This window comes from Pseudomonas sp. KK18, from assembly GCF_037094675.1.
Lineage (GTDB): Bacteria > Pseudomonadota > Gammaproteobacteria > Pseudomonadales > Pseudomonadaceae > Aquipseudomonas.
In genome coordinates this window covers 5,638,713-5,651,272 of the sequence record NZ_CP146605.1, presented here as the reverse complement: position 1 = coordinate 5,651,272, position 12,560 = coordinate 5,638,713, and the positions used below count along the sequence as shown (strand labels likewise).

General features: G+C 61.1%; 12 protein-coding genes. 9 read left to right on the top strand and 3 right to left on the bottom strand.

The annotated features are described in order from the left end of the window. Positions 1 to 171: 171 nt before the first annotated feature. Positions 172 to 1,863: a long-chain-fatty-acid--CoA ligase FadD1 gene (gene fadD1 / locus V6607_RS25490; RefSeq protein WP_003213041.1), complete on the top strand. Its 1,692-nt coding sequence runs from the start codon at positions 172 to 174 to the stop codon at positions 1,861 to 1,863. Between the two features lie 180 nt (positions 1,864 to 2,043). Here fadD1 and V6607_RS25485 read toward each other — a convergent pair whose 3' ends face one another. After that, a complete protein-coding gene (locus tag V6607_RS25485; RefSeq protein ID WP_003213043.1) occupies positions 2,044 to 2,421 on the bottom strand; it encodes a hypothetical protein in 378 nt (125 codons plus the stop codon). A 199-nt stretch (positions 2,422 to 2,620) separates the two neighbouring features. On the opposite strand from V6607_RS25485, the gene V6607_RS25480 reads away from it, so the two are divergent. The 3 genes from V6607_RS25480 (at position 2,621) to def (ending at position 4,475) form a co-directional block, all read left to right on the top strand. Beyond that, on the top strand, positions 2,621 to 2,806 hold the full coding sequence (locus V6607_RS25480; RefSeq protein ID WP_003213044.1) for a CsbD family protein: 186 nt from the start codon (positions 2,621 to 2,623) through the stop codon (positions 2,804 to 2,806). A gap of 181 nt (positions 2,807 to 2,987) precedes the next feature. Next, the gene (locus tag V6607_RS25475) at positions 2,988 to 3,932 is read left to right on the top strand and encodes a YihY/virulence factor BrkB family protein (RefSeq protein WP_003213047.1); all 945 of its coding nucleotides are present in this window, start codon (positions 2,988 to 2,990) and stop codon (positions 3,930 to 3,932) included. Between the two features lie 3 nt (positions 3,933 to 3,935). After that, positions 3,936 to 4,475, top strand: a complete 540-nt coding sequence (gene def / locus V6607_RS25470) for a peptide deformylase (protein ID WP_003213049.1) — start codon at positions 3,936 to 3,938, stop codon at positions 4,473 to 4,475. A 136-nt stretch (positions 4,476 to 4,611) separates the two neighbouring features. Here the strand turns inward: def and V6607_RS25465 are convergent, their stop codons facing one another. Next, complete coding sequence (locus tag V6607_RS25465; protein WP_134327214.1) at positions 4,612 to 5,430, bottom strand: class I SAM-dependent methyltransferase; 819 nt, start codon at positions 5,428 to 5,430, stop codon at positions 4,612 to 4,614. A gap of 60 nt (positions 5,431 to 5,490) precedes the next feature. Continuing rightward, positions 5,491 to 5,928: a GNAT family N-acetyltransferase gene (locus V6607_RS25460; protein WP_134327695.1), complete on the bottom strand. Its 438-nt coding sequence runs from the start codon at positions 5,926 to 5,928 to the stop codon at positions 5,491 to 5,493. Positions 5,929 to 6,262: 334 nt separating this feature from the next. On the opposite strand from V6607_RS25460, the gene V6607_RS25455 reads away from it, so the two are divergent. The 5 genes from V6607_RS25455 to V6607_RS25435 all read left to right on the top strand — a co-directional run bounded on the left by V6607_RS25455 (position 6,263) and on the right by V6607_RS25435 (position 12,546). After that, positions 6,263 to 7,204, top strand: a complete 942-nt coding sequence (locus tag V6607_RS25455) for a fatty acid desaturase (protein WP_003213058.1) — start codon at positions 6,263 to 6,265, stop codon at positions 7,202 to 7,204. A gap of 9 nt (positions 7,205 to 7,213) precedes the next feature. After that, complete coding sequence (locus V6607_RS25450) at positions 7,214 to 7,993, top strand: PhnD/SsuA/transferrin family substrate-binding protein (RefSeq protein ID WP_134327213.1); 780 nt, start codon at positions 7,214 to 7,216, stop codon at positions 7,991 to 7,993. Positions 7,994 to 8,211: 218 nt separating this feature from the next. Further along, positions 8,212 to 8,721, top strand: a complete 510-nt coding sequence (locus V6607_RS25445) for a sigma-70 family RNA polymerase sigma factor (RefSeq protein ID WP_003213062.1) — start codon at positions 8,212 to 8,214, stop codon at positions 8,719 to 8,721. Then, positions 8,718 to 9,653 carry a FecR domain-containing protein gene (locus V6607_RS25440; protein WP_134327212.1) on the top strand — a complete coding sequence of 312 codons (936 nt, stop codon included), beginning with the start codon at positions 8,718 to 8,720 and terminating at the stop codon, positions 9,651 to 9,653. The genes V6607_RS25445 and V6607_RS25440 overlap by 4 nt, the downstream gene beginning before the upstream one ends. A 253-nt stretch (positions 9,654 to 9,906) precedes the next feature. Continuing rightward, positions 9,907 to 12,546 (top strand): TonB-dependent receptor, encoded by a 2,640-nt coding sequence (locus V6607_RS25435; protein WP_134327211.1) that lies wholly within the window; start codon positions 9,907 to 9,909, stop codon positions 12,544 to 12,546. The last annotated feature ends 14 nt before the right edge of the window (positions 12,547 to 12,560 follow it).

Genomic DNA, 12,560 nt, shown 5'->3' with positions numbered 1-12,560 from the left:
TGACCGTAGGGGCCTCTTTTGGCTCTAGGCGGCCCTTGGCAAAGCTGCTACTCTCGGCGCGCTTTGTGACCTCTTGGCCTGCTTTTAACCGCCAGACTCACCCAAAAACAAACAAATAATAATCGCATCAAATGCGATGAATGAATTCGCGTCGCTGAGGAGTGGGCTTCCATGATCGAAGACTTTTGGAAGGATAAGTACCCCGCCGGGATTGCTGCAGAAATCAATCCAGACGAGTATCCGAATATTCAGGCGGTACTGAAGCAGTCCTGCCAACGCTTCGCCAACAAACCGGCTTTCAGCAACCTGGGCAAGACAATCACCTACGGTGAACTGTACGAACTGTCCGGCGCCTTCGCCGCTTACCTGCAACAGCATACCGACTTGCAGCCCGGTGATCGAATCGCCGTGCAACTGCCCAACGTCCTGCAATACCCGGTCGCCGTGTTCGGTGCCATCCGTGCCGGCCTGATCGTGGTCAACACCAACCCGCTGTACACCGCGCGGGAAATGGAACACCAATTCAACGACTCCGGTGCCAAGGCCCTGGTCTGCCTGGCCAACATGGCGCACCTGGCTGAAAAAGTCGTGCCCAAGACTTCCGTCCGGCACGTGATCGTCACCGAAGTCGCCGACCTGTTGCCGCCGCTCAAGCGCCTGCTGATCAACAGCGTCATCAAGTACGTGAAGAAGATGGTCCCGGCCTATCACTTGCCCAAGGCGATCAAGTTCAACGACGTATTGGCCAAGGGCCACGGCCAGCCGGTGAACGAAGTCAGCCCCGCCAGCGACGAAGTCGCCGTGCTGCAATACACCGGCGGCACCACGGGCGTGGCCAAGGGCGCGATGCTGACCCACCGCAACCTCGTCGCCAACATGCTGCAGTGCAAGGCGCTGATGGGCTCCAACCTGAATGAAGGTTGCGAGATCCTGATTACCCCGCTGCCGCTGTACCACATCTATGCCTTCACCTTTCATTGCATGGCGATGATGCTGATCGGCAACCACAACATCCTGATCAGCAACCCGCGCGACCTGTCGGCGATGGTCAAGGAACTGTCGAAGTGGAAGTTCAGCGGCTTTGTCGGCCTGAACACCCTGTTTGTTGCCCTGTGCAACAACGATGCCTTCCGCAAGCTGGATTTCTCGGCGCTGAAGGTCACCCTGTCAGGCGGCATGGCCCTGCAACTGGCGGCGGCCGAGCGCTGGAAAGCGGTCACCGGCTGCTCCATCTGCGAAGGTTACGGCATGACCGAAACCAGCCCGGTGGCCACCGTGAACCCGATCCAGAACATCCAGATCGGCACCATCGGCATTCCGGTGCCGTCGACCCTGTGCAAGGTCATCACCGATGACGGCGTCGAGCTGGCACTGGGTGAAGTGGGCGAGTTGTGCGTCAAGGGCCCGCAAGTGATGAAGGGCTACTGGCAGCGCGAAGACGCCACCGCCGAGATCCTCGACAGCGAAGGCTGGCTGAAGACCGGTGACATCGCGATCATCCAGCCGGATGGCTACATGCGCATTGTCGACCGCAAGAAGGACATGATTCTGGTCTCCGGTTTCAACGTCTACCCCAACGAGCTTGAAGACGTGCTGGCGACCCTGCCGGGCGTGCTGCAATGCGCGGCCATTGGTGTGCCGGACGAGAAGTCCGGGGAACACATCAAGATCTTCATCGTGGTCAAGCCGGGTGCCAGCCTGACCAAAGACCAGGTGATGGAGCACATGCGCGCCAACGTCACCGGCTACAAGGTGCCCAAGGCCGTGGAATTCCGCGATGCGCTGCCGACCACCAACGTGGGCAAGATCCTGCGCCGCGAACTGCGGGATGAAGAACTGAAAAAGCTGGGTTTGAAGAAGTAAATCGGCCCCAACAAAAAGCCCCGCAGATGCGGGGCTTTTTATTGAACGCTGATTCCGCCACTTGGAATGCAATCCAATGTGGGAGCGGGCTTGCTCGCGAAAGCGGAGTATCAGTGACATATCGGTGACTGACACTCCGCTTTCGCGAGCAAGCCCGCTCCCACAGTTTTTACCGTATTCCTACAGTGCGAACTGCGCGAAGCTCACACCGGCACCGGCCGGGCGTACGTCCTTGAGGAACGAGTCCTTGTCGGCACTCAGCTCGAGGGTAATCTCCGGCTTACGCTTGCCAGCATTGCGCACCACCAGCCCTTCAAGCTTCTCGCGCAAAAACACCGTTGGCACCTTCAAGTGCAGCAACTGGTCGCTCTCGGCGTTGTGCATCAACAAGTGGATCCACTCGTACTGGCCCACGGCAATCCGGCCCACCGGCAGGTCGAACCACCAGATGTTGCGTTTGCGGTCCAGGTCGGTGAAGTGGCAGTTGTTGACACCGAGTACGGCACCGCCCAGTTCCTGGTTTCTGCGGGCAATGGCCTGTGCTTTATTGAGTTTCATAACCTTCCTACGGGATCTGTTACCCAGCGCTTGCGCCTGGATGTGCCCGGCATTCTCGTGGGTTGGCCGCAAAACATAAAGCCAAACCTGTACGGCGCGATGAAATGCCGCTGAAAAAATAATTGAAACTCTCTGGAAAGGCCAAGGGTCAACGATTACGTAGTGACCAAAATCCTTGATTGTTCCCAGGAGAAATACCATGAGTAGCACATCGGATAAGGCAAAAGGTTTGGCGAACGAAGCCGTAGGCAACATCAAGCAAGGTGTTGGCAAAGTCACCGGCAACGACAAGTTGCGGGCTGAAGGCGTGGTTCAGGAAAAGAAAGGTGAAGTGCAAAAAGCAGTCGGCGACACCAAGGACGCAGTAAAGAAAGCGGTCAAATAGTCCCGACCTGGCTGCCTGCACTCCAGCAGCCCGACGGCCATCCACGGATGGCCGTTTTTGTGTCACCTGCAGTGATTAAAGTTTGGAAATTGTTTCAAGGTCGCCAAATAAGCTACCTTGATGTAGAAAACGGCCCCTGAGTCGCCCACGAACTCAACTTTTTGCGGCGAAAGGAGACGCTATGATTTTTCCGGTATTACAAGGCTTGCCCCTGCACAAAGTGCTGGTGCGCACTGTCACAGAGTTCCTCGATGACGAGATGCCTACGTACGCCTCGGCGCTGGCCTACCAGATGCTGTTCTCGCTGTTTCCCTTCCTGCTGTTCCTGATTGCCCTGATCGGTTTCCTGCACCTGCCGGACTTCTTCACCTGGCTGCGCATGCAATCGGAACTGGTATTGCCGCCCCAGGCCCTGGAGCAGGTCAACCCGGTGATCGACCAGTTGCAGCAATCCAAGGGTGGCCTGTTGTCGGTGGGTATCGTGATCGCGCTGTACACCGCCTCGGCGGGTGTGCGCCTGATGATGAGTGCGATGAATGCCGCCTATGACGTGGTGGAAGGCCGACCGATCTGGAAGCGCTTCCCGCTGTCGATTTTCTACACCGTAGGCTTCGCCGGCATGCTGTTGGCCGCCGCCGCCTTGATGGTGCTCGGGCCGCAGGTAATGGAATGGCTGGCGGGGCAGATCGGCATGCAGGAATTCGTGGTCACGCTGTGGACCATCCTGCGTTGGCCGCTGATCGTCATCCTGTTGATGTTCTCCGTGGCGTTGATGTACTACGTGATGCCTGACGTGAAGCAGAAGTTTCGCTTTATCACCCCGGGATCGGTCCTGGCGGTGGTGGTCTGGATCGTCGCTTCCCTGGGTTTTGGCTACTACGTCAAAACCTTTGCCGACTACAACGCCATGTATGGCAGTATCGGCGCGATCATTGTGCTGCTGTTGTACTTCTACATCTCGGCTGCCGTGCTGTTGCTGGGGGCGGAGATGAACGCGGTGATCGAACACATGTCGGCCGAAGGCAAGGATCCTGGTGAAAAGGACTTTGGCGAGCACGACGAAAAAAAGCATGTCTCAGGCCTTGGCCGCGACCCTTCCCTCAAGCCCACTACCGATGAAGTCTGATCGATGATCCGTGAAATCCTGAAAATGGGCGATGAGCGCCTGCTGCGTATTGCCCCGCCGGTTCCGCCGGAAATGTTCGACAGCCCCGAGCTGTGGCAGTTGATTGATGACATGTTCCAGACCATGGAACACGTCGGCGGCGTCGGCCTGGCCGCACCGCAGATTGGAGTGGACCTGCAACTGGTGATCTTCGGTTTCGAGAGCAGCGAACGCTACCCGGACGCGCCCGCCGTGCCCCAGACCATCCTCATCAACCCGCTGATCACGCCCCTTAGCCCGGTGCTGGAAGAAGGTTATGAAGGGTGCCTGTCGGTGCCTGGTTTGCGTGGGGCAGTGGACCGTTACCAGCAGATTCGCTACGAAGGGTTTGACCCCAAGGGCGAGCCGATTGTGCGGATTGCCGAAGGCTTTCACGCGCGGGTGGTACAGCACGAGTGCGATCACCTGATCGGCCGGCTGTACCCATCGCGGATTACCGATTTCAGCAAGTTCGGGTTTATCGAAGTGATGTTCCCGGATATGGATCCTACGGCAGACGAATAACCCTCAGGCAAAACACACATCAAACTGTGGGAGCGGGCTTGCTCGCGAAAGCGGAGTGCCAGTCACCGAAGATATAGACTGATCCACCGCATTCGCGAGCAAGCCCGCTCCCACATTTGTTCTGTGTGCATTCAGCTTATTTTGCGGGCTTCACAAACCGCAACGTCATCCGGTCCGACTCACCAATCGCCACATACCTCGCCTTGTCCTTTTCCCCCAACGTCAACGCCGGCGGCAAGGTCCAGACCCCATCCGGGTAGTCCTTGGTATCTTTCGGGTTGGCATTCACCTCGCTCTGCCCCTCAAGCTTGAACCCCGCATCCGTCGCCAGTTTCACCACATACGCGGTGGTCAGGTAACCGCTGTGCTTGATGTCTTCCAGCGACGCCCCGTCCTTGGCCCGGTGATCCACCACCCCCAGCACGCCGCCCGGTTTCAACACCTTGAAGAACGCCTCGAACATCGCCGGCGCCGTATCCGCCATCACCCAGTTATGCACGTTGCGAAAGGTCAGCACGGTGTCGGCCGAGCCAGGCTTGCCCAGCACCGGAGCCTTGGGGTCGAACTCGGCGAAGCCGGCCTTGGAATAATGCACCGGGTCTGCGGCGAATTTCTTTTTCAGGTTTTCTTCTGATGTACGCGCGTAGGCACTGCTGTTCGGCGCCTGCACGGCGGCGATGTAGTGGCCGTTATCCTTGAGCAGCGGCGCCAGCAGCTCGCTGTACCAGCCACCACCGGGGGTGATTTCGATCAGGGTCTGGTCGGCCCGCAGGCCAAAGAATTCCAGGGTCTGCTGCGGGTGACGATACCCATCACGCGCGCTGTTGGCCGGCACGCGCCAACTGCCGGCGAGCACGGTTGCATACTGCTCGGCGGAAACCGGCGCTTCGGCTGCCTGGCTCAAGGCCGGGGCGAGGAGGGCTGCAAGGGATAAGGCTGCAAGGGTCGCTTTCATGATCATCCTGTAATGGGCCGCTGGTGCCGCCGAGGCTAGCATGGGGCCCACAACGGCTGATCACACTTTATTGAAGGTCGACCTCACCAACGGTTCTAAGCCCATGGCGATCATCGGCTTGTTGCGTTTGTAGCGCACCAGGCGCTCCGACAAGGACTGCGGCAGCAACGTGTCCTGGGTAAAACCCTGGCGTTGATAAAAGCCTTCCAGGTCCGGATGGCACAGCAGCCACACCGTGCCTTCAACGCTTGCGACCGAGGCGCGAATCAATTGCGCCGCCAGCCCCTGGCCACGCAGCGCCGGGTCGACAAACAGCCCGGTCAACCACTGCCCACCCTCCACCGGCGTCAGGCACAGCCCCGCGACAATCTCATTGCCCTTGGCCACCCACAACTGGCCCCCCTTGAGGGCCTTCATTGTCGAGTTATGGCTGCGGTAGAACTTGTTCAGCAGCGGCCACAACGGCTCTGCCAGTCGGTCGATGTGCAACTCGGGCATGGTTTTCAAACACGCGAATCCAGGGGGTGCAGATTATAAGTCGGGCAAAGCGCCTTCTGTTGGGCAATCGGTGTTATACCCAGTGTTACATCCCCTGTAAGTGGAGCACGCATCATGGCCAAAGGTCTGAATTCCAAGAAAGCTGACAAGAAAAAACCGGCAAAGACCGCCGATGAAAAACGCGCCGAGAAAAAGGCCAAGAAAACCGACAGCAACCTGTTCGGTCATTAAGTTCTAAGCTAAGCACCAAACGATCTGCAAGATTTTCCCGCCCCATTGCACAGAGCAGGATGAAGCCGACTTTTTCGTCGGCCACGCCTGCCCTGAGCTGCCGATGTCCAACTACCTTGATGAAACCCAGCGCCGGGAAATCGAAGCCCTGGCCCAGACCTTTACCGCCCGCACCGAGTGGCCGACCTGGCTGCTGTTGATCGGCGTCTATGCCGGCTGGTTTGCGGTGATCCTCGCCAGCCACTGGCTTGGCCTGTGGCTGAGTACCGCACTGTTGATCCCGCTCGTGACGCTGTGGATGTCCCTGCAACACGAACTGCTGCACGGCCATCCCACCCGCTTCACTGCTTTGAACAAACTCCTCGGCTACGCACCGTTTGCCGTCTGGTACCCCTACACCCTGTACCGCAACTGCCACCTGGTGCACCACAACGACGAAGACCTGACGGTGCCCGGTGTCGACCCGGAAAGCCGCTACCTGAATCAGCGGCAGTGGGACGACAGTTCGCTGTTCGAGCGCACCTTGCATTGGCTGACCAAGACCGTCCTGGGGCGCTTCCTGTTGGGTTCGCCGCTGGCGCTGTGGAAGCTGGCGCGCAACGAGGTCAGGCGTCTGCGCGAAGGCCAGCGCCAGGCGTGGCTGATGTGGCTGAGCCATGGCACCGTGACCGTGCTGATGCTGACCTTCATCGCCCACTACAGCGTGCTGCCGGTGTGGCACTACGTGGCGCTGGTCAGCGTGCCGGCCTTGTCGGTGGCGGCGATCCGTTCCTACTATGAGCATCGCCCGCACCCACAACCGGAACAGCGCACGGTGCTTAACGAAGCCGCCTGGCCGTGGACCTGGCTGTTCCTCAACAATAACCTGCACCTGGTGCATCACGACTTGCCGAAGCTGCCGTGGTATTTGCTGCCCACCGTGTACCGCGCGCGCCGCGAACAATGGGTGGCGCGCAGCGGCGGGTTCCTGGTGCAGGGTTACGGCCAGTTGATCGGCCGTCACGGGCTCAAGGCCATCGACAGCCCACGGCACCCCTTTGCTTGAGAGACGACCATGAGTGACCGCTACGCCGAACTGCTGATGTACGTGGCGCCGCAGCAGGTGCAACAGGCCAATGAGCGCTGGCTTTCGCGCATCCTTGAGCGCCTGGGCGCGACCCGCCGCAAGGCTGATCATCTCGACCTGCGCAGCCTGTGGCGCGCCCCGCAATTGCTGCTGACGCAAACCTGCGGCTACCCGCTGATGACCGAGCTGCGCGGGCAAGTCCAGGTGATTGGCCGCCCGCGCTACGAATTGCCCCATAGCAGCGGCGGCCAGCATTGCAGCCTGCTGCTGACCCGCGACGACAATCCCCGCGTTGCCTTGGCGGACTTCCAAGACAGCCGCGGCGTGATCAACGGCCATGACTCCAACAGCGGCATGAACCTGCTGCGCGAACGCCTGGCGCCGCTGCAGCAGGCCGGTCGGTTCTTTGCCGAAGTCGGCATCAGCGGCGCCCATCGCGAAAGCCTGCGCTGGCTGCGGGAAAACCGCGCCGACCTTGCCGCCATCGACAGCGTGACCTACGACTACCTCGCCCGTTTTGCGCCAGAGGAAGTGGCCGGGCTGAGGATCGTCACTCGCAGCGCGCCCAGCCCGACGCTGCCTTACATCAGCGCGCCGGGCTCAAGTGAACACCTGCGGGAGGCCATGAACCTGGCCTTGCAGGATCTGCCCGAAGTGGTGCAAACCCTCGGCGTACACGAAGTGCTGCCCGCCACCGAAGCGGATTACCAGGTGCTGCTGGATTACCGGCAGCAGGCTGAAGCCGTGGGTTATCCACGCCTCCAATGATCGTTCCCACGCTCCGCGTGGGAAGGCATCCTGTGACGCTCTGCGTCACCATTTCAAAGCAGACGCAGAGCGTCCAAGGCGGCATTCCCACGCAGAGCGTGTGAACGATTGGTTATATAAAAATACCTTTTAAATATTATTAAAGAATAAGCAGCCTTGCTAGGATCGCTCCACCGGAACACCGGACATAACGCGCAACCTACTCAGATGGAGCCACTATGTCCGGCGCCGACACTTCTCACAGCGATTACGTGGGCGGATTGTTCCGCAGTCATTACGACTGGCTGTGCGGCCGTTTGCACCGCCATCTCGATTCCCGTGCCCACGCCGAAGACATCGCCGCCGACACCTTCGTCCAGCTCCTGAGTTCCCCGGGCGTGGCGCCGATCCGCCAGCCACGGGCCTTGCTCACCACCATTGCCCAACGCCTGATGTACCAGCTGTGGCGTCGCCGTGACCTGGAGCGCGCCTACCTCGACGCCCTCGACCAGGACGAAACCTCGCCCGCGCCATCCCCTGAAGATTTGGCGCAGATGCTCGAAGCCCTGCAGGCCATCGACCAGTTGCTCGACGGCTTGCCGGCCAAGGTCAAGGCGACCTTTCTGCTGTCGCAACTCAATGGCCTGACCTACCCGGAAATCGCGGCCGAGCTGGGCATTTCCCAACGCTCGGTCAGCGACTACATGACCCGTGCCGTCAACCGCTGCCTGCGGCTGTGCCTGGAATGAGCGACGAACTGATCGACAGCGCCACTCGCTGGGTGGTGTTGCTGCGCTCCGGCGAGGCGAGTGCCGCCGACTGGCAGCGTTACCATCAGTGGCGCGCCGCAGACCCGCGTCACGAAGCCTTGTGCCAACAACTGGAAACCCGCCTCGGTGTGTTTCAAATTCCGCAGACCCAAGGCGTCAGCGGCAAGGTATTGCAGCAGGCACTGGACGCGCCATCCAGCCGCCGCACCGTATTGCGCGGCGCCCTGGTGGGCGCTGGCCTGATGCTGGGCGCCGGTTGGCTGGCCCGGCCGGTGGTGGAGGATTTGACCGCCGATATCCGCACCGGCACCGGCGAACGGCGCACTGTAGAGCTGGCGGATGGCAGCGAGTTACTGCTCAACGCCCGCAGTGCCGCCGACATCCAGTTCGACCCACAACACCGCGTGGTGCGCCTGCGCGATGGCGAGTTGCTGGTGAAGATTGCCAGGGACAGCAACCGACCGTTTTTCATTCAGACCGATCAAGCTCGACTGCATGCCTTGGGCAATCGCCTGTTGCTGCGCGAGCGCGAAGGGCAGGGCCATGTGGTGGCGCTCAACGGCGCCCTGGAGATCGATGGCCAGAACGGCGAACGCCTGCAACTGGAGGCCGGGCACGAGGTGACTTACGACCGCTTCGGCTTCGGCCCGGTGCTGGCCAGTTCCTCGGGGGCGACGGCGTGGATCGACGGTTTCCTGCAAGTGCGCGACCGCCCGCTGGTGGAAGTGATCGACGCACTGCGCCCGTATCACAACGGTGTGCTGCGCCTCGATCCGGCGGTGGCAGGGTTGCGGGTCAGCGGCCTGTACCGCCTCGACAATCCCGACCAGATCCTCGACACCCTGGCACGCACCCTGCCGATCCACATCACCCGCCGGACCGGGTTGTGGGTGACCGTCAGTGCCGCCTGAAAACGGTTCACCTCGGTCAATGTGGGAGCTGGCTTGCCTGCGATGCGAGCACCTCGGCCTCGCAGATGTACCGCAGCGATACCATCGCAGCCTCGCTAAAGCTCGACAGCTCCCACAGTTGACCGCGTCGTTTCCGAATGTCGGTTCTAACGACATAACCAAACGATCTGCAAGTTTTCCCCCGGCCATCCCACATCACTCCCGTAAGCGCTGCGGGGAGCAGCGCTCAGGAGTTTCCTTGGGGGGAGCCAACGTGAGCCCATTCAACCGTACACCGCTTCGAACCTTTGCCCTGGTGCCGTTGGCCAGTCTGTTCCTGTCTTTCGCTGCCAGCGCCGAAGAGGCGCGCCAGGTCTACCACATCGCGCCCGGCCCGCTGGACGAAGTGCTGCTGAACATCAGCCGCCAGAGCGGCCAGGTGATTTCCTTCACGCCGCAGCTGGGCAATTATTCCTCGGCGCGGGTCGACGGTTCGCTGTCGGCGCAACAGGCGGTAGACGCCGCGCTCAAGGGCACCGGCCTGCAAGTCCAGGTCAGCCCGGACGGTGCATTCATCATCAAGGAAGGCGCCAAAGTCGCGCCTGCCAGCAACAGCATCAAGGCGCAAACCGCCGAAGCCCAGGCGCCGACCCTCGACCGTGTGGTCGCCATCGGTACCCGTCGCAGTGACGCCACGGCCCTCACCAGCAGCGCCCCGGTGGATGTGATCAACGCCGAAGAACTCAAGCAAACCGGCGCCACCAGCCTCAACCAGGCGCTGTTCCAACTGCTGCCCTCGTTCAACTTTCCGCAGAACAACAGCGCCACCCGCGGCCAGGATCCGAAAGGCGCCTCCCTGCGCGGCTTGTCCCCGGACCAGACCCTGGTGCTGATCAACGGCAAGCGCCGGCACACCTCGGCGGTGGTGAACATTTCCGGTGGCGTGCCGTTCATTGGCGCGCAGCCGGTGGACCTCGACATGATCCCCATCAGCGCCATCGACCACGTCGAAGTGCTGCGCGACGGTGCCTCGGCGCAATACGGTTCGGACGCGGTGGCGGGGGTGGTCAACATCGTGCTCAAGGAGCGCGACAGCGGTGGCGGCATCAACACCCAACTGGGCAAATACGCCCAGGGCGACGGCTTCAGCAAAACCACCGATGGCTGGTACGGCATCGGCTTGCCGGGGGATGGTTTCCTGACCCTGAGCTTCAACACCCTGAACAACAAACCCGATGACATCGGCGACAAATACGTCGCCGACGGCCAGGTACAAGACCCGCGCTGGGGCGGTGCCGGGCGCGACAAATACAACTTGGCGGCCAACGCCGAAATCGGCCTGAACGACCAATGGCGCCTCTACAGTTTCGCCACCTTCGGCCAGGACACTTCGGTGAACAACACGCCGCCGCTGCTGGCCAGCAGCCCGAACAACGTGGCCGGGATCTACCCCAACGGCACCATCCCGAAATACCGCTATCGCTATGAAGACGGCGCCGTCACCGTCGGCACCCGCTATGAAGACGAGAGCATCGGCCGCTTCGATTTGAGCGCCACCTATGGCCGCGACGAGCACGACGAACTGGCTTTCAACACCGTCAACCCGAGCTACGGGATCAACAGCCCGACCAAGTTCAACGTCGCCACCCTGGTCAACGACCAGACCAACATCACCCTGGATTACGCCAAGGATCTGAACGTCGACTGGTCGAGCCATCCACTCACCGTGTCGGCGGGCGTCGCCTACCGGCATGAGCAATACCGGCTGGAGGCCGGCGACTACGATTCCTATTCCTACGGTGGCATCGACGGCGTGCAGGTTGGCGCGGTGCAGGCTTCGGGCCTGACCCCGGACGACGCCGGCACCTTCAAGCGTGATGTGGGCGGCGTGTATTTCGGCCTGGAAAACCAGGTCACCGACAAGCTCCAGGTGGGCATTGCCGGGCGTACCGAGCACTACTCGGACTTCGGTTCAGCCACCACCGGCAAACTCTCGGCGCGCTATGACTTCACCCCGAAAGTCGGCCTGCGGGCCACGGTCAACAATGCCTACCACGCGCCCAGCCTGGGCCAGATCGGCACCTCCTGGACCACCACCACCAACCTCGACGCCAACGGCAACCCGGTGCTGACCCGCATGCTGCCGGCCGACAACCCGGCCGCCCGAGCCCTAGGTGCACAGCCGCTGAAGCCCGAGAAGTCCACCAACTTCTCCCTGGGCCTGGTGCTGCGCCCAACCGACCAGGCCTCGCTGACCATCGACGCCTACCAGATTTCGATTCGTGACCGCCTGCTGTTCAGCGGTGGTATTTCCGGGCCGCTGGCCGAGCAGATCCTCAAGGACGCCGGCTACGGCCAGTACTCCTGGGCGCAGTTCATGACCAACGCCGCCGACACCCGCACCCGCGGCGTCGACATCGTGGGCAAGTACAACCTGGACCTTGAGCAGTTGGGCAACCTGAACCTGTCGGCGGGCTACACCAAGGCCCGCACCACCATCGAGAAGGTCCACGAAAACCCCAACGGCTTCGAAGTGCTGACCCGTGAATCCCGTGGCTTCCTGGAGCACGGTTACCCGGAAGACAAGCTGGTGTTTGGCGCGGTCCACAAGCTCAACCAATGGACTATCGCCCTCAACGAAACCCGTTACGGCAAGTACCGCAAATACGCCTCCAGCGAAGCCAACGCCCAGTACGACCAGACCTTCAGCGCGCAATGGACCACCGACCTGGACGTGAACTACGCCTTCACCAAACAACTGCGGGTGTCGGTGGGCGTCAACAACCTGTTCGACAGCAAGCCTGACGACTACAACACCCGTTTGCGCCAGACCCCGGGCCAGCAATACAGCTACCTGTCGCCGACGGCGCCGGAAGGGGCGTTTTACTACACGCGGCTCAGTTATGACTTTTAAACCCTGATGCAAAA

Coding starts and splice junctions, on each gene's coding strand:
- fadD1 (WP_003213041.1), top strand. CDS start 172: ATGATCGAAGACTTTTGGAAGGATAAGTACCCCGCCGGGATTGCTGCA.
- V6607_RS25485 (WP_003213043.1), bottom strand. CDS start 2,421: ATGAAACTCAATAAAGCACAGGCCATTGCCCGCAGAAACCAGGAACTG.
- V6607_RS25480 (WP_003213044.1), top strand. CDS start 2,621: ATGAGTAGCACATCGGATAAGGCAAAAGGTTTGGCGAACGAAGCCGTA.
- V6607_RS25475 (WP_003213047.1), top strand. CDS start 2,988: ATGATTTTTCCGGTATTACAAGGCTTGCCCCTGCACAAAGTGCTGGTG.
- def (WP_003213049.1), top strand. CDS start 3,936: ATGATCCGTGAAATCCTGAAAATGGGCGATGAGCGCCTGCTGCGTATT.
- V6607_RS25465 (WP_134327214.1), bottom strand. CDS start 5,430: ATGAAAGCGACCCTTGCAGCCTTATCCCTTGCAGCCCTCCTCGCCCCG.
- V6607_RS25460 (WP_134327695.1), bottom strand. CDS start 5,928: ATGCCCGAGTTGCACATCGACCGACTGGCAGAGCCGTTGTGGCCGCTG.
- V6607_RS25455 (WP_003213058.1), top strand. CDS start 6,263: ATGTCCAACTACCTTGATGAAACCCAGCGCCGGGAAATCGAAGCCCTG.
- V6607_RS25450 (WP_134327213.1), top strand. CDS start 7,214: ATGAGTGACCGCTACGCCGAACTGCTGATGTACGTGGCGCCGCAGCAG.
- V6607_RS25445 (WP_003213062.1), top strand. CDS start 8,212: ATGTCCGGCGCCGACACTTCTCACAGCGATTACGTGGGCGGATTGTTC.
- V6607_RS25440 (WP_134327212.1), top strand. CDS start 8,718: ATGAGCGACGAACTGATCGACAGCGCCACTCGCTGGGTGGTGTTGCTG.